Source organism: Streptomyces sp. SID13666, from assembly GCF_010548325.1.
Lineage (GTDB): Bacteria > Actinomycetota > Actinomycetes > Streptomycetales > Streptomycetaceae > Actinacidiphila > Actinacidiphila fildesensis.
In genome coordinates this window covers 16872-39605 of record NZ_JAAGLX010000053.1, presented here as the reverse complement: position 1 = coordinate 39605, position 22734 = coordinate 16872, and the positions used below count along the sequence as shown (strand labels likewise).

Here is a 22734-nt window from a genome sequence, read left to right as displayed (position 1 = left end):
GGCATGGTCAACGAGGTCAACGAGGAGCTGCTCGCCGCCGTCGAGCGGGTGGTGCGGAGCGTGGTCGCCGAGGAGGTCACGCCGCGCTGGCGGCGGCTCGCGGCCGAGGACGTGATCGAGAAGAACGGCCCCTACGACCTGGTGACCACCGCCGACCGCCGGGCGGAGGAACGGCTCACCGAGGAGCTGACCGCGCTGCTGCCGGGCTCCGTGGTGGTCGGCGAGGAAGCGGTGAGCGCCGACCCCGGCGTCCTCAAGCGGCTGGACGGCGACGACCCGGTGTGGGTCGTCGACCCGGTCGACGGCACCGCCAACTTCGTCCGCGGCGAGGACGGTTACGCGACGCTCGTCACCCTCGTGCAGGGTGGCGAGCCGCTCGCGTCCTGGACCTATGTCCCCGAGCGGGGGCTGATGGCGACCGCACGGCGCGGCGCCGGCGCGTATCTCAACGGGCAGCGGATGCACACGGCCGCCGCGCCGGACGGCACCCTGCGGGTCTCGACGTCGAACCCGGTCTTCCGCACCGACCAGGAGCGGGTGCTGCTCGGCCGGCTGGAGGCGGCCGGCGCGGCGACCCGCTCGTGCACCTGCGCCGGCATCGAGTACCTGGAGCTGGCGCGAGGCGGCGTCGACGGCGTCGCCTTCTTCTGGGAACTGCCCTGGGACCACGCCGCCGGGCTCCTCCTGGTGACCGAGGCCGGCGGCGCGAGTCTGACGGTGACCGGTGAGCCGTTCCGTATCCCCGGAGGCAACGCGTTGCCGTTCTCCATCGCCCGCGACGCGGAGACCGCGCGGCGGATCATCGAGCTGATGGGCGCGTGATGAGCCGGACCGCAGTAGTGGACGTGGTGGTCGTCGGGGCGGGGCCGAACGGGCTGACGGCCGCGGCCGAGCTGGCCCGCGCGGGCCTGTCCGTACAGATCTACGAGGCCGAGGACACGATCGGCGGCGGCGCCAGGACCCAGGAGCTGACGCTGCCGGGCTTCCGGCACGACCCGTGCTCCGCGGTGCACCCCATGGGCGCCGGCTCGCCCGCGTTCAAGGCGCTGCCGCTGCGCGCGCACGGCCTGGAGTGGCTGCACCCCGAGCTGCCGATGGCGCACCCCTTCCCGGACGGCACGGCCGCGCTGCTGTCGCGTTCGGTGGGGGAGACCGCCGCGTCCTTCGGCGCGCACGACGCCGTCCGCTACCGGCGGCTGGTGGCCCCGTACATCGGCCACTGGAACACGATGGCCGCCGACCTGCTGCGGCCCCAGTGGCGCGGGGTACCCATCGACCCCTACCGGTTCGTCCGCTTCGGCCTGACCGGGCTGCCGCCGGTCGCCCTGCTGGCCCGGCGCTTCCGCGACCCCAAGGCCCGTGCCCTGCTGGCCGGACTGGCCGCGCACGCGATCACCCCGCTCAGCTCGCCGCTGACCGGTGCCACCGCCCTGATCTTCGCGCTGGCCGCGCACGCGGGCGGCTGGCCGATTCCACGCGGCGGCTCGCAGGCGATCTCGGACGCCCTCGCCTCGTACCTCACGGAGCAGGGTGGCGTCGTCCACACCGGGGTGACGGTGCGCAAGCTCGACGAGCTGCCGCCCGCGCGGGCCTATGTCTTCGACACGTCACCGACCGCGCTGGCCCGTATCGCCGGACTCGGCGACGCCTACCGGAACTTCAGCTACGGCCCGTCCGTCTTCAAGGTCGACTACGCGCTGGACGGTCCCGTCCCCTGGAGCGCGCCCGACGCCCGCCGGGCCGGCACGGTCCACATCGGCCCGACGTACACGGAGATCGGCGACGCGCTCAACCGGGCGGTCAGCGGCCGGCCGCCGCAGACCCCCTTCCTGATCACCTCGCAGCCGACGGTCGTCGACCCGTCCCGCGCCCCGCAGGGCAAGCACGTCTTCTGGGCCTACGGCCACGTCCCGCACGGCTGGCACGGCAACGCCACCGACGCCGTCGAGCGGCAGATCGAGCGCTTCGCGCCCGGCTTCCGCGACCTCGTGCTGGCCCGCGCCGTCGCCGGACCGGCCGAACTCGCCGCCCACAACGTCAACTACGTCGGCGGTGACATCGCCTGCGGTGCCTTCGCCGGGCTCCAGACCGTGCTGCGCCCGAAGATCGCCTGGAACCCGTACGCCACCGCCCGCCCCAACGTCTTCCTCTGCTCCTCCGCGACTCCGCCGGGCCCCGGAGTGCACGGCATGAGCGGGCACCACGCGGCCCGCTCCGTCCTCAGATCCCTGGCGAAGCGAGCGCGCTGAGCAGCGCGGGCAGCGCCGTACCGATCGGCTCCCGCACCACTTCGGCGGCCAACTCGTCGTAGGGCGTGGGCTCCGCGTTCACGATCACCAGCCGCGCCCCGTGCTCGGCCGCGATGCCCGCCAGTGACGCGGCGGGCTGCACCCGCAGCGTCGTGCCCACGGAGAAGAACACGTCGCACGCCTTCGTGATGGCCATCGCCTGCGCCAGCACTTCGGGGTCGAGGCGCTGCCCGAACATCACCGTCGCGGACTTCAGGATCCCCCCGCACACCAGGCACGGCGGGTCCTGCTCGCCTGCCGCCACCCGCTCCAGCGCCACGTCCATGCCGCTGCGCGCATGGCACTTCGTGCAGACGACGGCGCGGGCCGTGCCGTGCAGCTCCAACACCTTGCGGTCCGGGAGCCCCGCCAACTGGTGCAGCCCGTCGACGTTCTGGGTGATGACACGGACCGGGACGCCGGACTTTTCCAGCTCCGCCACCGCGAGGTGCGCGGCGTTGGGGCGCGCGTGCCAGGTCTCGCTGTCGCGCCGCATGAGCCAGGCGCGGCGGCGGATGTCCGGGTCGGCCATGTACGTGTCGTAGGTGACGAGCTTCTCGGCACCGGGGTCGCGCCGCCACAGGCCGTTGGGGCCGCGGTAGTCCGGAATCCCCGAGTCCGTGGAGATACCGGCCCCGCTCAGGATCGCCACGAGGGGCTTGCGGTTGCTCATCTCCGCAGCGTAGGGCCCAACATGGGTGCGGACGAACGGGTTTCCGCCGCGGCCGGCCCACCGCGTTGTCGTACCCGGCGGCTACGGTTTCGGGTATGACGGATCTTCGGGTATTGCATCGGCAGGCGCTGCGGACGGCGGAAGAGATCACCGGAAGGATCGGATCGACCCGGCTGGACGTGGCCACGCCGTGCGGGGACTGGACGTTGCGGCGGCTGCTGGAGCACATGGTGGGGCAGAACCACGGCTTTGCGGCGGCGGCGCGGGGCGAGACGAAGGACCGGTCGGTGTTCGCCGACCGGCCGGTGGGGGACGACCCGGCCGGGGCGTTCGCGGCGTCGGCCGCCGATGTGGCGGCCGCCTTCAGCGAATCGGGGGTGCTGGACCGCAGGTGGTGGCTGCCGGAGGTCCGCGACGGGCGGCCCTTCCCGGCGCCGGTGGCGATCGGATTCCACTTCGTGGACACGGTGGTGCACGGCTGGGATGTCGCGCGGGCGCTCGGCGTCGACGCGAAGTTCGACCCGGAGGTGCTGGAGGCGGCGCTGCCGGTGGCCGCGGCGGTACCGGCGGGTGAGAGCCGGCTGACCGCCGGAGCGGCGTTCGGGCCCGCGGTGGCCGACGGCGGTACGGGCGATCCGCTCGACCGGATCGTCGCGATACTGGGCCGCTCCCCGCAGTGGCCGCGGGACGCCTGATCTGCCCGCAGCGGCTGCCGGGTGCCTGACGCCGTTCCGGACCCGTGGCCTGTTCCGCTTCCAGGAGTTCTGGGAGTTCTAGGAGTTGAGCAGGTCGCGGGTGTCGGCGACGAGTGCGGCCGCCGCTTCGACGGCGGCCGCCGGATCGTCGAGCCGGGTCAGAACGTCCTCGGCGCGGCTGCGGAACTCCGGGGGCGTCCCGGGGAGCGCCGCGGCGGCCGCCAGGGCGCCCTTCTCGTTGAGGCACCAGGCGCGGTGGTGCGCGTGGAGTGACTGGGTGAGGACGCCGACCGCCCGGGACAGACAGAGCGCGACATGCAGTGTGTCGCCCGCGCGGGCGGACTTGCGGGCTCCGGCCACCGAGAACTCCGCTTCCCACGCGGCGGCGACGAGCGCCGCGCGCAACGGCTCCGGATAGTGCCGGGTCTGCTCCCGCAGCGCCGTCAACTCCCCGTCCCGGTCGGCGAGTACGCGGCCCAGCGCCACCTCGCCCGGGTAGGCGGGGGACCAGAAGCCGAGTGGGTGGCCGGGCTGGGTGCCGACCTCGTAGCGGCCGGCGCGGCAGTCGTCCCAGACGCGCTCGACGCGGTCGAGGTCGCGCAGGATCCAGTCGACCGGCACCCCGTCAACCGTCAGCCAGGCGCCGCCGTTCACCCAGGGTCCCCAGCCGCCGGGGCCCGCGACCTCGACGGGTCCGCCGGTGAACTCCGCGGCGAGGGCGGCCAGTGCCGCGGTGTCGGGCTCGCCCCGGTAGTACAGGCCGAGGTCCCAGTCGGAGTCCGGGCGGTGGGTGCCGCGGGCCCGGCTGCCGCCGAGCAGCACACCGGCGATACCCGGGACGCCGGCCAGCCGCTCGGCCATCGCGTGCACCGTGGAGTTCTCAGCGCCAAGGGAGGAATCGTGGGACACGTTGCCAGCCTAGACGTGGCGGCTCTAGGCTTACCCACCAGTAAACTTACTCTGGAGTAAGGGTGGTGCCCGGCATGGCCGACATCGGCGATCTCGACCTCGACACGCTCGACTTCGGTACGGTCGAGCCGAAGGAATTCGCACGCATCGTCAAGGAGCTGCCCGTCCGGCGGATCGCCGAGCTGATGAGCGGGCCGCAGCGCAAGCGCGTGCTCGACGAGGTGTTCAACCGGATGGAGACCCTCTTCAAGCCGGACGTCGCGGGGAAGCGCGACGCGCTCATCCGGTGGCGGATCACCAACGGCGACGACGCCCGCGACGTCTACGAGACGCATATCGCCGACGGCGCCTGCACGGTCTCCCGGCAGGACAGCGGCCGTGATCCGCAGCTCACCCTCACCATGGCCGCCCCGGAATTCCTCAAGCTGGCGTCGGGCAACGCCTCTGGCCCGGCGCTGTTCTTCACCCGTAAGCTCAAGATCCAGGGCGACATCCGCCTCGCCGGCGGACTGACGTACTTCTTCGACATACCGAAGGCGTGAGGGTGTAGATGCGGATACCCCGGCAAGCGGCGAGAGTCGCGGTGCTCGACCCGGCCGGAGCGATTTTCCTGCTCAGGTCGGACAACGAGGAAGTCGGCGTCCACTGGCTCATGCCCGGTGGCGGTCTCGACCCGGGGGAGACCCCCGTGCAGGGGGCGCTGCGGGAAGTGCTGGAGGAGACCGGCTGGTCGGATGTCGAGCCCGGCGCTGTGTTGTGCACCTGGGAGCACGACTTCACCCGGGCGGGTGTGCCGGTCCGGCAGTTCGAGCACATCTTCCTCGGCAGCGGCCCGCGCAGGCCGCCGACAGGTGATGTGAGCGGGGTCCACGAGGAGGACGGGATCCTGGAATGGCGCTGGTGGACCCCGGAGGAGCTCGCGGCGACGACGGAGGCGTTGTGGCCGCCGCAGCTGCCGGAGCTGCTCGCCCGGCTGCGCGACGAAGGCCCGCCGGAGCGTCCCGTCGAGCTCGGGTTCATCGCCGATGCCGGCCCCCGAGCCGTGTAGGCGCCCGGTGTTCACCACCCGGCCCACCCTCCAGGGCACCTTCGGCATGGTCTCCTCGACACACTGGCTGGCGTCGCAGTCGGCGATGGCCGTGCTGGAGGACGGGGGCAACGCCTTCGACGCCGCGGTGGCCGCCGGCTTCGTGCTGCACGTCGTCGAACCGCATCTGAACGGTCCCGCGGGCGAGGTGCCGATCCTCCTCGCCCCGGCAGGCGGTCCGGTGCGGGTGCTGTGCGGACAGGGCCCGGCCCCCGCCGGAGCGTCCGTCGGGCACTACCGGAGCCTCGGGCTCGACCTGGTGCCCGGCACCGGACCGCTGGCCGCCGCCGTGCCCGGCGCGTTCGACGCGTGGATGGTGCTGCTGCGCGACCACGGCACCAAGTCCCCGGCCGAGGTCCTGAAGTACGCCATCGGCTACGCCGCACACGGGCATCCGGCGGTCGCGGCGATCGGCGCGACCGTGGAGGCGGTGCGGACCCTCTTCGCGACCGAGTGGACCGATTCCGCCGCGCTCTATCTGCCGGCGGGCCGGGCACCGCGGCCCGGCGTCCTGCTGCGGAACCCCGCCCTGGCCGCCACCTGGCGGCGCCTGCTGCGCGAGGCCGACGCGCAGGCGGCGGGCAGCGGGCGGGAGGAGCGGATCGAGGCCGCCCGGCGGATCTGGCGCTCGGGCTTCATCGGCGAGGCGCTGGCCGCCGCCGCGGCCCGCCCCGCGATGGACACCTCCGGCGAACGGCACGCCTCGACGCTCACCGGGGACGACCTGACCGGCTACGAGGCCCGCTACGAACCCCCGCTGACGTACGACCGGTTCGGCTGGACGGTCTGCAAACCGGGGCCGTGGAGCCAGGGCCCGGTCTTCGCGCAGCAGCTCGCCCTGCTGCCCGACGGCTTCGGCTACGAGGAGCCCGGCTACGTCCACACCCTCGTCGAAGGCGCCAAGCTCGCGATGGCCGACCGCGAGGCCTGGTACGGCGACGCCGCGGAGGTCCCGGTCGGCGCGCTGCTGTCACCCGCGTACAACGCCGGGCGCCGGGCACTGATCGGCGCCGACGCGTCCTACGAGCTGCGCCCCGGCAACCCGGACGGACGCGCGCCCCGGCTGCCGCGCTTCACCGTCGACAGCACACCGCAGGCACCGGGTACAGGCGAACCGACCGTCGCGTCGGGCGAACCCGCCGCAGGATCTGCCGCCGGACCGACCGCCGCGCCCGACGTCGCCGCCGACGGACGCACCCGCGGCGACACCTGCCATGTCGATGTCGTCGACCGCTGGGGCAACATGGTCGCCGCCACCCCCAGCGGCGGCTGGCTGCAGTCCAGCCCGCTGATCCCGGAACTCGGCTTCCCGCTCGGTACCCGGCTGCAGATGACATGGCTGGAGGAGGGACTGCCCAACTCCCTCACGCCCGGCCGCCGCCCGCGCACCACACTGTCGCCGTCGATCGCGCTGCGCGACGGCGAACCCGTCCTGGCGTTCGGCACCCCCGGCGGCGACCAGCAGGACCAGTGGTCGCTGCACTTCTTCCTGGCCGTCGCGCTGGGCGGGCTCGGACTGCAGGAGGCGATCGACGCGCCCGGCTGGCACACCGACAGCTTCCCCGGCTCGTTCCATCCGCGTGCCATGCGGCCCGGCAGCGTCACCGTCGAGTCGCGCCTCGGTGAGCGGGCGATCGGCGAACTGCGGCGCCGCGGCCACCAGGTGACGGTCGGCGGCCCCTGGTCGGAGGGCCGGCTCTGCGCGGTCGCCCGCGACCCCGCGACGGGTGTGCTCTCCGCGGGCGCCAACCCGCGCGGCATGCAGGGCTACGCGGTCGGCCGCTGACCCGTCCTGCCGGTGTGATCCACCGCTGCCGGCGGGCCGACCCGGTGGCCGTTCTCCAGCTCAGCGGGCCCGGTGCCGGCCATCAACGCGGTGAACCCGGCGCGGATCCGGCGTTCCATACCCGGCTGGACGAAGGTGCCGACCTGGTCGAGCGGGACCAGGTTCCAGGCGTCCAGCTCCTCCTTCTGCAGCTGGATCGCGCCGAGCTGCTCCCCGTCGAGCACCCCGCCGTCGTACAGGTACACCGCCAGCGGCGGCTGGCCGGGGCCGGTCACCCAGTCGATCGCGATGAGCGCGCCGGGGGCGATGTCCAGGCCGATCTCCTCGGCGGCCTCGCGGCGCGCACCCTGCCGGGGCGATTCGTCCTGCCCCGACTCGATCGTCCCGCCGGGCAGAATCCACTTCTTCTCGCCCTCGCGGTAGTTGGGATCCACGAGCAGCACACGGCCCGCCCCGTCACGGAACAGCACCGCCGCTCCGGCGAGGATCTTCGGCAGACCGGCGATGTATGAGGCGTAGTCCTGGGTCACGGACCCCAACCTACGCGGCTCAGACGTCGTCGAAAGGCGCGGCGTAGGCGAACGCGCCACGCAGTGCCGGATCGGCCGGATCGTAGCCGGCCAGCGTCCGGACCTGGAAGTACGGCCGCCACTCGGGCACCGCGGGGGTGATCCCGTACTCCTCGGCGAGCCGGAAACCGAACCGTCCGTAGTAGCGGGGATCGCCCAGCAGGATCACCAGCGGCGCGCCCAGCGCGTCGCAGGCGCCGAGGGCGGCGTGCATCAGGGCCTTGCCGACGCCGGACCGCTGGTGGCCGGGAGCCACCGCCAGCGGGCCGATCGCGAGCACGGGTGTCCCGCCGACATGGCCGCGGGTGGCCAGCACATGCCCGGTCATCCGCTCCTCCTCGTCCGTCGCGACCAGCGACAGCTCGGGGAGCCACGCGTCGTCCGCCCGGAGCCGGTCGACCAGCAGCGCTTCGACGGTGCCGCTGCCGGCGGCCTGGCCGGGCTTGGTGAACGCGGCGGCGATGACGTCGCGGATCGCGTCGATGTCGGTGGGTCGTTCACGTCGGATCAGCACCGGCGAACTGTGGCGCACCGCGCCCGGCCGCCGCAAACGAATATGGCCGGCGGGCGTGTCACGGGCCGTCCACGGCCGTCAACCGGACCCGGACGCCCTCGGCGTCGGGGTGGTTCAGCGTGTCCAGCAGTTCCAGGGACTGCCGCCAGGCTTCCCGTGCGCCGGTCGGATCGCCGGCGGCGAGCCGGGTCTCGCCGAGGTCCGTCAGCGCCAGGGACTCGTAGAACGGGTCGCCCACCTCGCGGCACCCCTCGGCGGACCGCAGAAAGCGGCCGGCCCCGCCAGAGCTCCAGCGCCCTCGCGCACTCCAGGTGCACGCTCTCCCGGTCGTGCCGCGGCCTGTCCCCGGCGGTGCTCGGCGCCCGGTACGGAGGGGCGGGAGCGTGCTCCCGTGCCATGCCGTCACCGTTCAGGACATCCCGCTATGGTCGTGAATCTTGTGGTTTGCGGGGGTGACGCGCTGGACCGGCCATGGGCAGGCGGCCGATGGCGGGATATGGTCCGAGCGGCGCGATGTTCCGTATCGGATGGGGAGTAAACGTGTCCGACGCTGCAAGACACACAACGGGGCGCGTGCTGATCGCCGCCGACAAGTTCAAGGGTTCGCTGACCGCGGTGCAAGTCGCCGAGCACGTCACGGCCGGCCTGCTGCACGTGGTGCCGGGGCTGACGGTCGAGTCGCTGCCGGTCGCCGACGGCGGTGACGGCACCGTCGACGCGGCGGTCGCGGCCGGCTTCGAGCGCCGTGAGCTCCAGGTGACCGGGCCGCTGGGCGAGCCCGTGACCGCCACGTACGCCGTACGTGACACCACCGCCGTGGTCGAGATGGCCGAGGCCTCCGGCCTGCGGTACCTGCCGGAGGGCGTCTTCGCGCCGCTCACGGCCACCACCCACGGCACCGGCGAGCTGCTGCGCGCCGCGCTGGACGACGGTGCGCGCACCATCGTGCTCGGCGTCGGCGGCAGCGCCACCAACGACGGCGGGGCCGGCATGCTCGTCGCGCTCGGGGCCCGCCTGCTCGACGCGGACGGAGCGCCGGTCGGTCCCGGCGGCGGGGCGCTGGCCGCCCTCGCCACCGCGGACCTCTCCGGGCTCGACCCGCGGCTGGCCGACACCGAGGTGGTGCTCGCCAGCGACGTCGACAACCCGCTGCTCGGCCCGAAGGGCGCCGCGGCCGTCTACGGTCCGCAGAAGGGCGCCACCGAGCAGGACGTGGCCACCCTCGACGCCGCCCTCGGACGGTTCGTCGAGGTGCTCACCGAGGCCCGTGGCTCCGCCGCGGCGAATGCCGCGGAGGCACCGGGCGCCGGCGCCGCGGGCGGTATCGGCTACGGAGCGCTCGTCGGGCTCGACGCGGCCTTCCGGCCCGGTATCGACGTCATGCTCGACGTCCTCGGCTTCGCCGAGGCGCTGGACCGCGCCGACCTGGTGATCACCGGGGAGGGCTCGCTCGACGAGCAGACCCTGCACGGCAAGGCCCCGGTCGGCGTCGCGCAGGCCGCCCGCGCCCGCAACATCGACGTCGTCGCCGTCTGCGGCCGGCTCGCCCTGGCCCCCGGCGCTCTCGGCGGGGCCGGCATCCGCCGCGCCTACGCCCTGACCGACATCGAGCCGGACCCGGCCGTCTGCATGGCACAGGCCGGCCCCCTCCTGGAGCGCGTCGCCCAGGCCCTGGCCCGGGACTTCCTGGCGCCGTAACGCAACGCGGCAAGGGCGGGCCGGAAAACCTCCGGCCCGCCCTTACTGCTGTCCGCCCCTCAGCCGCGCAGCTGGACGGCGGAGAACCATGGGCGAGGAACGCGAAGGGCCCCGGGCGGATCGCCCGGGGCCCTTCGTTGCTGTACCGCGCGCTCGGCGGCGGCGCCGTCACTGCTCGGCGCGTGCCTCACGGCGGTTGTTACGGAACGTGTTCACCCGTCGCGTGGTCGCGAAGAGCGGGATGACCGCCGCGGCGACGATCTGGAGCGCCGCACCGGTCTGGAGCAGCAGGTGCCCGCCCGGTACGTCCAGCGTCCAGGCCGCGAGGCAGCCCATGCTGATGAAGATCCAGGCCAGCGTGATCAGCGCGAGCCGACCGCGGGGCTTGGGGTACTCGACGCGGCTCATCATCAGCCATGCCACACCCACGATCGCCAGCAGCGTCGGGATGAACGGCAGCTCCAGCAGGACGACGGAGACGACCGTCATCGCGCCGAAGGGGCTCGGCATGCCCTGGAAGACCCCGTCCCGCACCGTCGTGCAGGAGAAGCGCGCGAGTCTGAGGACCACGGCGAGCAGCACCACGACGGCGGCCACCGCCGAGACCCGGCCGTGCGCGTCGTCCGCGACCAGCCCCCACACCACCACGAAATACGCTGGCGCGAGGCCGAAGCTGATCAGGTCGGACAGGTTGTCGAGCTCCGCCCCCATCGCCGAGCTGCGGAGCTTGCGCGCCACGAGCCCGTCCAGGAGGTCGAAGACGGACGCCATCAGCATGAGGGTCACGGCCGTCGCGGCGTTGTGCCGCGCCATGCCGCCGTCGGCGGTGCCCATGAGGTGCGGCACCAGCACTCCGGTGGTCGTGAAGTACACGGCCATGAATCCGCAGATGGCGTTACCGAGAGTGAGGGTGTCCGCGATGGAGAGCCGGGTCGAGAGTGGGAGGTCGTCGACCTCTTCCTCCAGCTCGGTCACCCAGGGGGCCTGTGTGTCGGGATCAATCACGGTCAAGACGAGTCACCCCAGCCATGGTGGTCTGGCCGACCTCGACATCGGGCAGGACGCCCTCCGGGAGGTAGATGTCGACGCGGGAGCCGAAGCGGATCAGACCGATGCGCTCGCCCTGCTCGACCTTGGTGCCCGAGGGCACGTAAGGAACGATGCGGCGGGCCACAGCGCCGGCGATCTGCACCATCTCGATGTCGCCGAGTTCGGTGTCGAAGTGCCAGACAACGCGTTCGTTGTTCTCGCTCTCCTTGTTGAACGCCGGAACGAATCCGCCGGGGATGTGCTCCACGGAGGTGACGGTGCCCGCGAGCGGTGCGCGGTTCACATGGACGTTCAGTGGGCTCATGAAGATCGCGACGCGGGTGCGCCCGTCCTTCCACGGCATGATGCTCTGCACCACGCCGTCGGCCGGTGAGATCACCCGGCCCTGAGCGATCTCTCGCTCAGGGTCACGGAAGAACCACAGCATGCCCGCCGCCAGGGCGGTGGTGGGTACGGCCACGGTCGCCCAGCGCCCGGAGCGGCGGGCGCGGGTAAGGCTGACCGCCGCGGCGGCGACGGTCGGGAGGAGCCACGGCGACGCTCCGCGCGCGAGGCGGACCCGGCCGCGAGGTGCAGAGGAATGGCTGTGGGGCATGGAAGACCTTCGTAGCGGAGGGTGCCGCAAGATGGTTCTGGGGACGGCGGCTTTACCAAGATGGTATCGGTTGCCACCCACAACTCGGCAAGCGCGAGGGCGAGTCGATGGCCGGTAAGCGATGACTCGGTGTGACCTTCACCTCGGATATATCGCTTATATCAGGACATTAACCCTGGATACGATACTCCTCCAGGAGCCTGCGGCCAATGATCATTTTCTGGATCTCAGCGGTTCCTTCACCAATGAGGAGCATCGGGGCCTCCCGGTAGAGCCGCTCGATCTCGTACTCCTTGGAGAAGCCGTACCCGCCGTGGATGCGGAAGGCGTCCTCCACGACCTCCTTGCAGTACTCCGAGGCCAGGTACTTCGCCATGCCGGCCTCGAGGTCGTTGCGGTGCCCTGAGTCCTTCTTGCGGGCCGCGTTGACCATCATCGCGTGCGCGGCCTCGACCTTGGTCGCCATCTCGGCGAGCTTGAAGGAGATCGCCTGGTGCTCGATGATCGGCTTGCCGAAGGTGTGGCGTTGTTGCGCGTAGGAGATCCCGAGTTCGAACGCGCGCTGTGCGACTCCGCAGCCGCGCGCCGCCACATTGACCCGGCCGACCTCGACGCCGTCCATCATCTGATAGAAGCCACGACCGCTCTGACCTCCGAGAACGCGGTTCGACGGGATCCTGACGTCCTCCAGGATCATCTCCGTCGTGTCGACGCCCTTGTAGCCCATCTTCTCGATTTTGCCGGGCACGGTGAGGCCCGGAACCGTCGGATTCGGACCGAAGCCCGGCTCCTTCTCGATGAGGAAGGTCGTCATCGACTTGTGCGGCTTGGCCGCCGCTTCCTCCGGGGACAGGCCCTCGTCGGTCTTGCAGAGCACGGCCACCAGGTTGGACGAACCGCCGTTCGTCAGCCACATCTTCTGACCGTTGATGACGTAGTCGTCGCCGTCCCTGACGCCCTTGGTGCGGATCGCGGACACATCGGAACCCATGCCGGGCTCCGACATCGAGAACGCGCCACGCACCTCACCGGCCGCCATCCGGGGCAGGAAGTACTCCTTCTGCTCCTGCGTTCCGTGCTGCTTGAGCATGTAGGCGACGATGAAGTGAGTGTTGATAATTCCGGAAACACTCATCCATCCCCGGGCAATCTCCTCGACCGTGAGGGCGTATGTGAGAAGAGACTCACCAAGACCCCCGTACTCCTCGGGAATCATCAGCCCGAAGATGCCAAGTTCCTTGAGGCCCTCAACGATTTCGGTGGGGTACTCGTCGCGGTGTTCCAGCTCCGTCGCGACCGGCAGGATCTCCTTGTCCACGAAGCTGCGGACCGTGGAGAGGATCTCCCGCTGGACGTCGGTCAGCCCGTCGGTGTGAGCAAGACGCGTCATGTCACTTCTCCTGCAGCTCGGGGCGGCCGGGCTGCTCGCCGCCGCGTTCCTTGATGTACGTGGCGGTGGGGACCATGACCTTGCGGCGGAAGACGCACACCATGGTGCCGTCCTGCTTGTAGCCCTTGGTCTCGACGTGGACGATGCCGCGGTCGTCCTTCGACTTGGACGGCCACTTGTCCAGGACGGTGGTCTGCCCGTAGATGGTGTCGCCGTGGAACGTCGGTGCCACGTGCTTGAGCGACTCGACCTCCAGGTTGGCGATCGCCTTGCCCGACACGTCCGGCACGGACATGCCCAGCAGCAGGGAGTAGATGTAGTTCCCCACCACGACGTTCTTGCCGAAGTCGGTGGTGTTCTCGGCGTAGTTCGCGTCCATGTGGAGCGGGTGGTGGTTCATCGTGAGGAGGCAGAAGAGATGGTCGTCGTACTCGGTGACCGTCTTTCCGGGCCAGTGCTTGTAGACAGCACCGACCTCGAACTCTTCGTAAGTGCGACCGAACTGCACCGTCATACCTCCAACTTGTTCGCGAGCCGGATCTCGTCCACGATCCGCCCGATGATCTCAGTGATACCGAAGTCCTTCGGGGTGAACACCGCCGCCACCCCGGCGGCCCGCAGCGCCGCCGCGTCCGCCGGGGGGATGATCCCGCCGGCGATCACCGGTACGTCGTCCACCCCGGCCCTGCGGAGCCGGTCCAGCACGTCCGGCACGAGTGCCGCGTGCGAACCGGACAGGATCGACAGGCCCACGCAGTGCACATCCTCGGCCACGGCCGCGGACACGATCTGCTCGGGGGTGAGCCGGATGCCCTGGTAGACCACCTCGAAGCCCGCGTCGCGGGCCCGTACGGCGATCTGCTCGGCGCCGTTGGAGTGCCCGTCGAGACCCGGCTTGCCGACCAGCAGCCGGAGCTTGCCGCTGCCGAGTTCGGCGGCGGTCGCGGCGACCTTGCGGCGGACCTCGGCCAGCGGGGTGCCCGCCTCGGCGGTGACCGCCACCGGGGCGCTGCTGACGCCCGTGGGGGCGCGGAACTCGCCGAAGACGTCCCGCAGCGCCCAGGACCACTCGCCGGTCGTGACACCGGCACGTACGCAGGCCAGTGTCGCGGCCATCAGGTTCTCACTGCCCGCCGCCGCGGCTTTCAGCGCCGCCACCGACTCCTGGGCGCGCTGCTCGTCGCGGTTGTCCCGCCAGGTGTGCAGCGCGCTCACGACGCGCGCCTCGTTGGCCGGGTCGACGGTCATGATGGCGGTGTCGAGGTCCGCGGTGAGCGGGCTGGGCTCGGTGCCCTGGTACGAGTTGACCCCGACGATCTTCTCCTCGCCCGACTCGATGCGGGCGCGCCGCTCGGCGTGCGAGGAGACGAGCGCCGACTTCAGATAGCCGGACTCGACGGCCGCCATGGCGCCGCCCATCTTCTCGATGCGCTCCATCTCGGCCGTCACCAGCTCCATGAGCTCGGTGACCTTGGCCTCGATGACATGGCTGCCGTCGAAGATGTCCTCGTACTCCAGCAGGTCGCTCTCATGGGCGAGCACCTGCTGGATGCGCAGGCTCCACTGCTGGTCCCAGGGCCGGGGCAGACCCAGCGCCTCGTTCCAGGCGGGAAGTTGCACGGCGCGGGCGCGGGCGTCCTTGGAGAGGGTGACGGCCAGCATCTCCAGGACGATGCGCTGGACGTTGTTCTCCGGCTGGGCCTCGGTCAGCCCCAGCGAGTTGACCTGCACGCCGTAGCGGAACCGGCGCTGCTTGGCGTCCTCGATGCCGTAGCGCTCCCGGGTGACGGTGTCCCAGAGCCGGCCGAAGGCCCGCATCTTGCACATTTCCTCGATGAAGCGGACACCCGCGTTCACGAAGAACGAGATCCGGGCGACCACCTCGCCCCGGCGGTCCTCCGGGATCTGCCCGGAGGCGAACACCGCGTCCAGGACGGCGATCGCGGTGGACATCGCGAAGGCGATCTCCTGGACCGGTGTGGCCCCGGCCTCCTGCAGGTGGTAGCTGCAGATGTTGATCGGGTTCCACTTGGGGATGTTGTTGACCGTGTACGTGATCATGTCGGTGGTCAGCCGCAGGGAGGGGCCGGGCGGGAAGACGTGCGTCCCGCGCGACAGGTACTCCTTGACGATGTCGTTCTGCGTCGTCCCCTGGAGCTTGGTGATGTCCGCGCCCTGCTCCTCGGCGACCACCTGATACATCGCCAGCAGCCACATGGCGGTGGCGTTGATGGTCATCGAGGTGTTCATCCCCTCCAGGGGGATGTCCTGGAAGAGCCGCCGCATGTCACCGATGTGCGAGACCGGGACGCCGACCCGGCCGACCTCGCCGCGGGCGAGGATGTGGTCCGGGTCGTAGCCGGTCTGGGTCGGCAGGTCGAACGCGACGGACAGGCCGGTCTGCCCCTTCGCGAGGTTGTTCTTGTACAGCTCGTTGGACGCCTCGGCGGTGGAGTGGCCGGCGTACGTCCGCATGAGCCACGGACGGTCTTTTTCGCGTCGCGGCATCAGACGTTCCGGAAGCGGTTGATCGCCGGCAGGTGCTGTGCCCGCATTTCGTGGTCGGTGACGCCGAGACCCTCCTGCGGGGCCAGCGCCAGGACGCCGACCTTGCCCTGGTGCAGGTTGCGGTGCACGTCGAACGCGGCCTGGCCGGTCTCCTCCAGGGAGTACGTCTTCGACAGCGTCGGGTGGATCTTGCCCTTGGCGACCAGCCGGTTGGCCTCCCAGGCCTCGCGGTAGTTCGCGAAGTGCGAGCCGACGATCTTCTTGAGCGACATCCACAGGTAGCGGTTGTCGTACTCGTGCATGTAGCCCGAGGTCGAGGCGCAGGTGGTGATGGTGCCGCCCTTGCGCGTGACGTAGACGCTGGCGCCGAAGGTCTCCCGGCCGGGGTGCTCGAAGACGATGTCGATGTCCTCGCCGCCGGTCAGCTCGCGGATGCGCTTGCCGAAGCGCTTCCACTCCTTGGGGTCCTGGGTGTGCTCGTCCTTCCAGAATTTGTAGCCCTCGGCGCTGCGGTCGATGATCGCGGTCGCGCCCATCGAGCGGCAGATGTCCGCCTTCTGCTCACTGGAGACCACGCAGATCGGGTTGGCGCCGCCGGCCAGCGCGAACTGGGTGGCGTACGAGCCGAGTCCGCCGGACGCGCCCCAGATGAGGACGTTGTCGCCCTGCTTCATGCCGGCGCCGTTGCGGGACACCAGCTGGCGGTAGGCGGTCGAGTTGACCAGGCCGGGAGCGGCGGCCTCCTCCCAGCTGAGGTGCGCGGGCTTGGGCATCAGCTGGTTGGACTTGACGAGCGCGATCTCGGCGAGACCGCCGAAGTTGGTCTCGAAGCCCCAGATGCGCTGCTCGGGGTCGAGCATCGTGTCGTTGTGGCCGTCGGAGGACTCCAGCTCGACGGAGAGGCAGTGCGCCACGACCTTGTCGCCGGGGTGCCAGGCGTTGACGCCGGGTCCGGTGCGCAGGACGACGCCCGCGAGGTCGGAGCCGATCACGTGGTAGGGCAGGTCGTGCCGCTTGCTGAGCGGCGAGAGCTTCCCGTACCGCTCCAGGAACGAGAACGTGGAGACCGGCTCGAAGATCGAGGTCCACACGGAGTTGTAGTTGACCGAGCTGGCCATGACGGCGACAAGGGCCTCACCGGGACCGAGTTCGGGGACCGGCACATCGTCCAGGTGCAGGGACTTGCGCGGGTCCTTGTCACGGCTGTCGAGGCCGGCGAACATCTCGGCCTCGTCCTTGTGGACGGTGATGGCGCGGTACGACTCGGGCAGCGGCAGGGCCGCGAAGTCGGCGGCCGAACGGTCCGAGTTGTCCGAGCTGTCCGACGCGAGAATCGCGTCCAGAATTTCCTTCACGGGGTGCCTCCGGCGAAGCGCGACGTAGATACGTTTGAGGGAACGTCGGCGAGGGCTGACGGGTGACTGGTGCCGTCGGTTCGGCGGGGGTACTGCTCCCGTGACGGTCGCACGGGTGGAACCGGTGCGCGCGGTGGCGCGGTGGTTCCCCCGGACGGGATCCGGGGGTGCCTGTGACGCAGGCGTCCGGGCCTTTGGGGACAGACGGCGTGCGTGGGATCACCACACGCCGCCCGCCCGGACACGGCTTACGTTATGGCACGGGGTGCCACTCGTAAAGACACTGCGTGCCAACAATTTCTCTCAAGTGTCATCCCGGCGCCACAAACGAGCAACAGCGGCCGCCCGGATCACCCGGACGGCCGCTGTTCCCTACCTCTGCGGGGGCTCGGCGGGCGGTCAGCCGCCCCGCAGCGCCCGCTCGATGATCCGCATCACCTCGGCGGGCGAGGCGTCCGTACGCGCCACCGTGACCACGACCTCGCCGGTCTGCGAGACCGCCGCGGCGGGCGCCGAACGAGGCCCCGCCGGCCGCCTGACCCCTATGCCGGTGCCGAAGGTCGCCTTGATCACGTCGAAGGCGTGGTCCAGCTGCGCCTCGACGTCCCCCTTGCCGCCGGCCCGCAGCCAGCGCCGCAGCACATGGTTGTGCGCCGCCACCACGGCCGACGCGGCGACCTCGGCGAGCAGCGGGTCGTCGTCGCCGTCATGGTGCGCCGACTCGTCGAAGTGGCCCAGCAGATAACGGGTGAAGAGCCGCTCGTAGCGGGCCACAGAAGCGATCTCGCGCTCCCGCAGCGTCGGCACCTCACGGGTCAGCCGGTACCGCTCCACGGAGACCTCGGGGGACTCCGCGTACATCCGCAGCACCTCGGTGATGCCGCGGCACACGGTGTCCAGCGGGTGCTCATGCGGTTCCGCGGAGTCCAGGACGGCCTGGACCCGCACCAGCGTGTCGTCGTGGTCCGGGAAGATCGCCTCTTCCTTGGACCGGAAGTGCCGGAAGAACGTCCTGCGGGCCACCCCGGCCGCCGCCGCGATGTCGTCGACGGTCGTCGCCTCGTACCCCCGGGACGCGAACAGGTGCATCGCGGACGCGGCGAGGTCCTGCCGCACCCGGTGGCGCTGGGCGGCGGCACGGCGGCCGTTCGCCGTAGCCGGCGCGGGGCCTTCTGCGGTGGTCTTCGTCGCGGACTTGAGGGGCTGGGCCATACGTGGAACGTACTCCATGGCCGGGCCCGCGCGGGACGTACGGGGCGGCCGGGACGGCCCCCGCGGGCCGAGCAGACCGCCCCAGCCGCCCTCATGATCAGCGCCGGGCATACTCGCGGAAGCCGCGGCCCGTCTTGCGGCCCAGGCACCCCGCCGACACCAGGTGCTCCAGCAGCGGCGAGGGCGCCAGGCCCGGGTCGCGGAACTCCTTGTGCAGCACCTGCTCGATCGCCAGGGACACATCCAGTCCGACGACGTCCAGCAGCTCGAACGGGCCCATCGGGTACCCGCCGCCGAGCTTCATGGCGGTGTCGATGTCCGCCACCGTCGCGTAGTTCTCCTGGACCATCTTCACGGCGTTGTTCAGGTACGGGAACAGCAGGGCGTTGACGATGAAGCCGGCCCGGTCCCCGCAGTCCACGGCGTGCTTGCGCACCTTCCCGCACACCTCTCGGACGGTGGCGTGCACATCGTCCGAGGTCAGGACGGTACGGACCACCTCGACGAGCTTCATCGCGGGCGCCGGGTTGAAGAAGTGCATCCCGATCACGTCCCGCGGGCGCGAGGTCGCGCGGGCGATGGCGATGACGGGCAGCGAGGACGTCGTGGTGGCGAGCACCGCACCGGGCTTGCACACCTCGTCCAGCGCGGTGAAGAGCGCCTGCTTGACGGCGAGGTCCTCGGCGACGGCCTCGACGGCCAGGTCCACGTCGCCGAAGGCGTCGTACGAGCCGGCCGGTGTCACCCGGGCGACGGCCGCGTCGCGCTGCTCCTGCGTCAGCCGCCCCTTGGCGACCGAGCGGTCCAGCGACTTGGCCAGCTTGGCGACGGCCTGGTCGGCCTTCTCCTGCGAGCGGGCGGCCAGCACGACGTCGTAACCGGCCTTCGCGAACACCTCGGCGATACCGGTCGCCATGGTGCCGGATCCGGCGACGCCCACGCTGCGGACGTCACGGCCCGCGACACCGGCGGTCCCCGCGGTGTCCGGGGTCGAGGCGTCGGTGACGACGACCTCGCTGCCGGGAGCCTCGTAGGTGTAGAAACCGCGGCCCGACTTGCGGCCGGACAGACCGGCGGCGGCAAGCTGGCCGAGGATCGGGGCGGGCGCGTGCAGCCGGTCGTGGGACGCCTCGTACATCGCCTCCAGGACGGTCTGCGCGGTGTCGATGCCGATCAGGTCGAGCAGCGCCAGCGGGCCCATCGGCAGGCCGCAGCCGAGCCGCATCGCCGCGTCGATGTCCTCGCGGGTCGCGTACTTCGACTCGTACATCGCCGCGGCCTGGTTGAGATAGCCGAACAGCAGGCCGTCGGCGATGAAGCCGGGGCGGTCGCCGACGGGGACCGGCTCCTTGCCGAGCGCGCGCACCAGCGCGGTCACCGAGGCGGTCGCCTCCGGCGAGGTCAGGACGGTGGAGACCACCTCGACCAGCTTCATGGCGGGTGCCGGGGCGAAGAAGTGCAGGCCGAGGACGCGGTCCGGGCGCGTGGTGTGCGAGGCCAGCCGGGTCACCGACAGGGCGTTGGTGCCCGTCGCGATGATGGCGTCCGGCTTCACGATCAGGTCGAGCGCCTCGAAGACCGCCTGCTTGGCCTCGAACTGCTCGTTCACGACCTCGATGACCAGATCGGCCTCGGCGGCCGCCTGCAGGTCGGGGAAGGTGCGGAACCGCGCGAGGGTGTCGGCGCGCTCGGCCTCGGTGATCCGGCCGCGCTCCACGGCACGCGCCGTGGACTGGTCCAGCGCCGTGACAGCCGTGCGGGCGGCGGTGTCGCTGGTGTCGATGCCGATGACCTCATGGCCGGCGCGGGCCATGACCTCGGCGATTCCGGCGCCCATGGTGCCGAGGCCGACGACGGCGACGGTGGGCAGGGCGAGGGAGGGCAGGGGACTGCTGCTGGACGGACGGTCCATCGCGAAACTCCAGATGCTGAGGAGACCGCTGCTGCCGGGAGGCGCGCGCGGCTGAGGAGTTGGTGGAGTCGCGGGCCACGGAGAAGGGGTGGATGCCCGCATGAGGGTGAAGGGCGGGCCCTGTCCCGGGGCCGCGCCGCGATGGTGCCGAACCGACGTGAAGTGTTGCGTGCTGCTGAGCGGTGGTGCGTGCCCGGAACACGTACGGGTGGTGCGTTCCGGGCTGTGCGCGGCGGCTGCGTCACCAGGCTGCCGTGCACGTTGGTCCGAGGGTAACCGGCCGGTAACCTACGCGCCAGACCACCGCCCATGTGATCTGCACCGCGTACAGATGAGCGCGCCGTAGGCTGAGTGGGTGGATTCCGCAGCGCGCGACGAACTGGCCGGCGTACTCACCGCACCGGGGCAGCCCCTCGAAGTCAGGGAGGCCGCCGCCGTGGCCCTGGCCGCCGCAGGCGACCGGAGGGCCTTCGAAACCCTCGCCCTGCTGCTCAACTACCGTGAGCCGGAACGGGCCGAGAACGCGGCCCGGGCGCTCGCCCTGCTGGGGGACCCGCGCACCGCGCGGGCCGCCGCCGCGCTCGCGACCAATCCGCTCCGGGTCGCCTACGCCGTACCGCCGATCCGGCTGCTCGTCCAATTGAGGGCGCCGGAATCCGTCCCCGCGCTCATCGAGACCCTGGACCGGCTGCTGGCCGAGCAGACCCTCGGCTGGGACGCCGTTCCCGCCTGCGTGGAGGGGCTCGGCGAGCTCGGCGACCCCCGGGCGGCGACCGTACTGCGGGCCGCGTGCGCGCATCCCCGGCTGCGCACGGCCGCCGTCGCGGCCCTCGAGCGGATCGGCGGCTACGAGGCGGACGCGTCCGGCACGCGCGCCGCGTCCGACGAGGCGCCGCGGACGTAGCGCACCTCGCGCAGGAACACGTCGTCGTAGTCCTCCTGCTGTTCGGCGCCGTCGGGCACGAAGCCGGCCTTCTCGTAGAAACGGCGGGCGCGCGCGTTGTCGGCCAGCACCCAGAGCCGCAGACGCGGGAAGCCGCGGTCCGCGGCGCGGGCCAGCACCGCACCGATGAGCGCGCGGCCCGCGCCGGTGCCGATCCGGTCCGGGCGGACGTAGATCGCGTACAGCTCGCCGTCGCCCGGCTCGGCGTCGTCGCCCCGGTACGGGCCGTGGGCGGCCCAGCCGGTGACCTCGGTCCCGTCGGCCGACACGAGGTTCTCCACCCGGCCGGTGTCGTGGGCGAACCACTCGCGGCGCCGGGCCGCGTCCTCCGGCGCCGACATCGCGTCGAGGTACCCCTGCGGCACGATGCCGGCGTACGCGCTCTGCCAGCCGCGCACCCGGATCGCGGAAACGGCGTCGATGTCGTCGCCGGTCATCACTCGAACATCGGTCATGGGCAGGAGATTAGAGCAGCGACAGCTGGGTCGGTCCCTCGACCTCCACCGGGGCGGCGGCGGGTGGCGGGACGGCCCGAAGGGCGTTGGACCGGGCCGGGCCGATGCCGAACTCCGTGGCGAACTCGTGCACTTGGCGGGTGATGCGCCGCTGGTACCACGTGGGGGCGTACGAACCGTCCGCGTAGAGCGCCTTGTAGCGGCTGAGCAGCCGCGGATGGTGCACGGAGAGCCAGGCCAGGTACCACTCGCGGGCGCCCGGCCGCAGATGCAGCACGAGCGGGGTGACGGAGGTGGCCCCGGACCGCGCGATGGCGCGCACGGTGTCGCGCAGCTGCTCGGGGGAGTCGCTGAGATACGGCAGGACGGGCGCCATCAGGACGCCGCAGCGGATCCCGTTCCCGTTCAGCGTCCGGCAGACCTCCAGCCGCTTGCCGGGGGACGGCGTACCGGGCTCGACGGTGCGCCACAGCTCGCGGTCGAGGAAGCCGACGGAAACCGCGATGGAGACCTCGGCGACCCGGGCCGCCTGCCGCAGCAGGTCCAGATCGCGCAGGATCAGCGAGCCCTTGGTGAGGATCGAGAACGGATTGGCGTGGTCGCGCAGCGCGCCGATGATGCCGGGCATGAGCTGGTAGCGGCCCTCGGCCCGCTGGTAGCAGTCCACGTTGGTGCCCATGGCGATGTGCTGCCCCTGCCAGCGCGGCCCGGCGAGCTCCTTGCGGAGCAGTTCGGGTGCGTTCACCTTGACGATGATCTGCGAGTCGAAGTCGAGACCGGTGTCGAGGTCCAGATAGCTGTGCGTCTTGCGGGCGAAACAGTAGACGCAGGCGTGGCTGCATCCCCGGTACGGGTTGACCGTCCAGTCGAACGGCATCTGCGAGGCGCCCGGCACGCGGTTCACGATCGACCGGGCCCGTACCTCGTGGAAGGTGATGCCGCGGAATTCGGGGGTGTCGAAGGTCCGGGTGACCACGTCCGTCCCGAACAGTGCGGGCGTGGTGGCGGTGGTGGCCTCGTCGCGGCCCAGGTTGTCCCAGCGCATGACGCCCTCCTCAGTAGCTCCTCCATAGAATAGAACACATATTCGGTTAA

General features: G+C 71.4%; 23 protein-coding genes. 8 read left to right on the top strand and 15 right to left on the bottom strand.

Going from position 1 to position 22734, the window contains the following annotated elements; all coding sequences use genetic code 11:
• Positions 1–3: 3 nt before the first annotated feature.
• Both G3I60_RS38240 and G3I60_RS38235 read left to right on the top strand, forming a co-directional pair.
• The gene (locus G3I60_RS38240; protein WP_138355557.1) at positions 4–822 is read left to right on the top strand and encodes an inositol monophosphatase family protein; all 819 of its coding nucleotides are present in this window, start codon (positions 4–6) and stop codon (positions 820–822) included.
• The gene (locus G3I60_RS38235) at positions 822–2249 is read left to right on the top strand and encodes an NAD(P)/FAD-dependent oxidoreductase (RefSeq protein WP_164297830.1); all 1428 of its coding nucleotides are present in this window, start codon (positions 822–824) and stop codon (positions 2247–2249) included. The genes G3I60_RS38240 and G3I60_RS38235 overlap by 1 nt, the downstream gene beginning before the upstream one ends.
• Here the strand turns inward: G3I60_RS38235 and G3I60_RS38230 are convergent.
• Positions 2221–2961, bottom strand: coding sequence for a Sir2 family NAD-dependent protein deacetylase (locus G3I60_RS38230; protein WP_164297828.1), 741 nt, complete (start codon positions 2959–2961; stop codon positions 2221–2223). The two genes, G3I60_RS38235 and G3I60_RS38230, sit on opposite strands and share 29 nt — an antisense overlap.
• Before the next feature lie 95 nt (positions 2962–3056).
• Here G3I60_RS38230 and G3I60_RS38225 point away from each other — a divergent pair, with 95 nt between their 5' ends.
• Positions 3057–3656 carry a TIGR03086 family metal-binding protein gene (locus tag G3I60_RS38225; RefSeq protein ID WP_138355554.1) on the top strand — a complete coding sequence of 200 codons (600 nt, stop codon included), beginning with the start codon at positions 3057–3059 and terminating at the stop codon, positions 3654–3656.
• Positions 3657–3734: 78 nt separating this feature from the next.
• Here G3I60_RS38225 and G3I60_RS38220 read toward each other — a convergent pair whose 3' ends face one another.
• Complete coding sequence (locus G3I60_RS38220) at positions 3735–4517, bottom strand: DUF4037 domain-containing protein (protein WP_164297839.1); 783 nt, start codon at positions 4515–4517, stop codon at positions 3735–3737.
• 122 nt (positions 4518–4639) lie between these two features.
• Here G3I60_RS38220 and G3I60_RS38215 point away from each other — a divergent pair, with 122 nt between their 5' ends.
• The 3 genes from G3I60_RS38215 to G3I60_RS38205 are packed head-to-tail and all read left to right on the top strand — an operon-like array spanning position 4640 to position 7438.
• Positions 4640–5107: an SCP2 sterol-binding domain-containing protein gene (locus tag G3I60_RS38215; RefSeq protein WP_138355553.1), complete on the top strand. Its 468-nt coding sequence runs from the start codon at positions 4640–4642 to the stop codon at positions 5105–5107.
• Positions 5108–5115: 8 nt separating this feature from the next.
• Positions 5116–5613 (top strand): NUDIX hydrolase, encoded by a 498-nt coding sequence (locus G3I60_RS38210; protein ID WP_164297825.1) that lies wholly within the window; start codon positions 5116–5118, stop codon positions 5611–5613.
• Positions 5614–5620: 7 nt separating this feature from the next.
• Positions 5621–7438, top strand: coding sequence for a gamma-glutamyltransferase (locus G3I60_RS38205; RefSeq protein WP_164297823.1), 1818 nt, complete (start codon positions 5621–5623; stop codon positions 7436–7438).
• Here the strand turns inward: G3I60_RS38205 and G3I60_RS38200 are convergent.
• From G3I60_RS38200 to G3I60_RS38190, 3 genes are read right to left on the bottom strand one after another with little or no spacing between them, the layout of a single operon-like run.
• Positions 7420–7977: an NUDIX hydrolase gene (locus tag G3I60_RS38200; protein WP_164297821.1), complete on the bottom strand. Its 558-nt coding sequence runs from the start codon at positions 7975–7977 to the stop codon at positions 7420–7422. The genes G3I60_RS38205 and G3I60_RS38200 overlap by 19 nt on opposite strands.
• A 10-nt stretch (positions 7978–7987) precedes the next feature.
• The gene (locus G3I60_RS38195) at positions 7988–8521 is read right to left on the bottom strand and encodes a GNAT family N-acetyltransferase (RefSeq protein ID WP_164297819.1); all 534 of its coding nucleotides are present in this window, start codon (positions 8519–8521) and stop codon (positions 7988–7990) included.
• 58 nt (positions 8522–8579) lie between these two features.
• The gene (locus G3I60_RS38190) at positions 8580–8759 is read right to left on the bottom strand and encodes a hypothetical protein (protein ID WP_164297817.1); all 180 of its coding nucleotides are present in this window, start codon (positions 8757–8759) and stop codon (positions 8580–8582) included.
• Positions 8760–9094: 335 nt separating this feature from the next.
• On the opposite strand from G3I60_RS38190, the gene G3I60_RS38185 reads away from it, so the two are divergent.
• Complete coding sequence (locus G3I60_RS38185; protein ID WP_343241813.1) at positions 9095–10219, top strand: glycerate kinase; 1125 nt, start codon at positions 9095–9097, stop codon at positions 10217–10219.
• Positions 10220–10387: 168 nt separating this feature from the next.
• Here G3I60_RS38185 and pssA read toward each other — a convergent pair whose 3' ends face one another.
• The 8 genes from pssA to G3I60_RS38145 form a co-directional block, all read right to left on the bottom strand.
• The gene (gene pssA / locus G3I60_RS38180) at positions 10388–11230 is read right to left on the bottom strand and encodes a CDP-diacylglycerol--serine O-phosphatidyltransferase (protein ID WP_138355547.1); all 843 of its coding nucleotides are present in this window, start codon (positions 11228–11230) and stop codon (positions 10388–10390) included.
• Positions 11217–11864, bottom strand: coding sequence for a phosphatidylserine decarboxylase (locus tag G3I60_RS38175; protein ID WP_138355546.1), 648 nt, complete (start codon positions 11862–11864; stop codon positions 11217–11219). Before G3I60_RS38175 ends, pssA begins: the two co-directional genes overlap by 14 nt.
• A 169-nt stretch (positions 11865–12033) precedes the next feature.
• Positions 12034–13254 carry an acyl-CoA dehydrogenase family protein gene (locus G3I60_RS38170; RefSeq protein ID WP_138355545.1) on the bottom strand — a complete coding sequence of 407 codons (1221 nt, stop codon included), beginning with the start codon at positions 13252–13254 and terminating at the stop codon, positions 12034–12036.
• Position 13255: 1 nt separating this feature from the next.
• Positions 13256–13762 (bottom strand): MaoC family dehydratase, encoded by a 507-nt coding sequence (locus G3I60_RS38165; protein WP_138355605.1) that lies wholly within the window; start codon positions 13760–13762, stop codon positions 13256–13258.
• A 2-nt stretch (positions 13763–13764) separates the two neighbouring features.
• Positions 13765–15762 carry a protein meaA gene (locus tag G3I60_RS38160; RefSeq protein ID WP_138355544.1) on the bottom strand — a complete coding sequence of 666 codons (1998 nt, stop codon included), beginning with the start codon at positions 15760–15762 and terminating at the stop codon, positions 13765–13767.
• Positions 15762–17117: a crotonyl-CoA carboxylase/reductase gene (gene ccrA, locus G3I60_RS38155; RefSeq protein ID WP_164297812.1), complete on the bottom strand. Its 1356-nt coding sequence runs from the start codon at positions 17115–17117 to the stop codon at positions 15762–15764. The genes G3I60_RS38160 and ccrA overlap by 1 nt, the downstream gene beginning before the upstream one ends.
• A gap of 399 nt (positions 17118–17516) precedes the next feature.
• Positions 17517–18329: a TetR family transcriptional regulator gene (locus G3I60_RS38150; protein ID WP_239070796.1), complete on the bottom strand. Its 813-nt coding sequence runs from the start codon at positions 18327–18329 to the stop codon at positions 17517–17519.
• Positions 18330–18426: 97 nt separating this feature from the next.
• Complete coding sequence (locus G3I60_RS38145) at positions 18427–20241, bottom strand: 3-hydroxyacyl-CoA dehydrogenase family protein (RefSeq protein WP_164608336.1); 1815 nt, start codon at positions 20239–20241, stop codon at positions 18427–18429.
• Between the two features lie 355 nt (positions 20242–20596).
• Between G3I60_RS38145 and G3I60_RS38140 the strand changes: the two genes are divergently transcribed.
• Positions 20597–21145 carry an adenylosuccinate lyase gene (locus tag G3I60_RS38140; protein ID WP_164297805.1) on the top strand — a complete coding sequence of 183 codons (549 nt, stop codon included), beginning with the start codon at positions 20597–20599 and terminating at the stop codon, positions 21143–21145.
• Here G3I60_RS38140 and G3I60_RS38135 read toward each other — a convergent pair.
• On the bottom strand, positions 21088–21639 hold the full coding sequence (locus tag G3I60_RS38135; RefSeq protein WP_239070793.1) for a GNAT family N-acetyltransferase: 552 nt from the start codon (positions 21637–21639) through the stop codon (positions 21088–21090). The two genes, G3I60_RS38140 and G3I60_RS38135, sit on opposite strands and share 58 nt — an antisense overlap.
• A 10-nt stretch (positions 21640–21649) precedes the next feature.
• Positions 21650–22684 (bottom strand): Rv2578c family radical SAM protein, encoded by a 1035-nt coding sequence (locus G3I60_RS38130; protein ID WP_164297802.1) that lies wholly within the window; start codon positions 22682–22684, stop codon positions 21650–21652.
• Positions 22685–22734: the final 50 nt, after the last annotated feature.

Excerpts from the sequence above, each read along its gene's own strand:
- G3I60_RS38240 (WP_138355557.1), top strand. The coding sequence starts at position 4 with ATGGTCAACGAGGTCAACGAGGAGCTGCTCGCCGCCGTCGAGCGGGTG.
- G3I60_RS38235 (WP_164297830.1), top strand. The coding sequence starts at position 822 with ATGAGCCGGACCGCAGTAGTGGACGTGGTGGTCGTCGGGGCGGGGCCG.
- G3I60_RS38230 (WP_164297828.1), bottom strand. The coding sequence starts at position 2,961 with ATGAGCAACCGCAAGCCCCTCGTGGCGATCCTGAGCGGGGCCGGTATC.
- G3I60_RS38225 (WP_138355554.1), top strand. The coding sequence starts at position 3,057 with ATGACGGATCTTCGGGTATTGCATCGGCAGGCGCTGCGGACGGCGGAA.
- G3I60_RS38220 (WP_164297839.1), bottom strand. The coding sequence starts at position 4,517 with ATGGCCGAGCGGCTGGCCGGCGTCCCGGGTATCGCCGGTGTGCTGCTC.
- G3I60_RS38215 (WP_138355553.1), top strand. The coding sequence starts at position 4,640 with ATGGCCGACATCGGCGATCTCGACCTCGACACGCTCGACTTCGGTACG.
- G3I60_RS38210 (WP_164297825.1), top strand. The coding sequence starts at position 5,116 with ATGCGGATACCCCGGCAAGCGGCGAGAGTCGCGGTGCTCGACCCGGCC.
- G3I60_RS38175 (WP_138355546.1), bottom strand. The coding sequence starts at position 11,864 with ATGCCCCACAGCCATTCCTCTGCACCTCGCGGCCGGGTCCGCCTCGCG.
- G3I60_RS38170 (WP_138355545.1), bottom strand. The coding sequence starts at position 13,254 with ATGACGCGTCTTGCTCACACCGACGGGCTGACCGACGTCCAGCGGGAG.
- G3I60_RS38160 (WP_138355544.1), bottom strand. The coding sequence starts at position 15,762 with ATGCCGCGACGCGAAAAAGACCGTCCGTGGCTCATGCGGACGTACGCC.
- G3I60_RS38150 (WP_239070796.1), bottom strand. The coding sequence starts at position 18,329 with ATGGCCCAGCCCCTCAAGTCCGCGACGAAGACCACCGCAGAAGGCCCC.
- G3I60_RS38145 (WP_164608336.1), bottom strand. The coding sequence starts at position 20,241 with ATGGACCGTCCGTCCAGCAGCAGTCCCCTGCCCTCCCTCGCCCTGCCC.
- G3I60_RS38135 (WP_239070793.1), bottom strand. The coding sequence starts at position 21,639 with ATGACCGATGTTCGAGTGATGACCGGCGACGACATCGACGCCGTTTCC.
- G3I60_RS38130 (WP_164297802.1), bottom strand. The coding sequence starts at position 22,684 with ATGCGCTGGGACAACCTGGGCCGCGACGAGGCCACCACCGCCACCACG.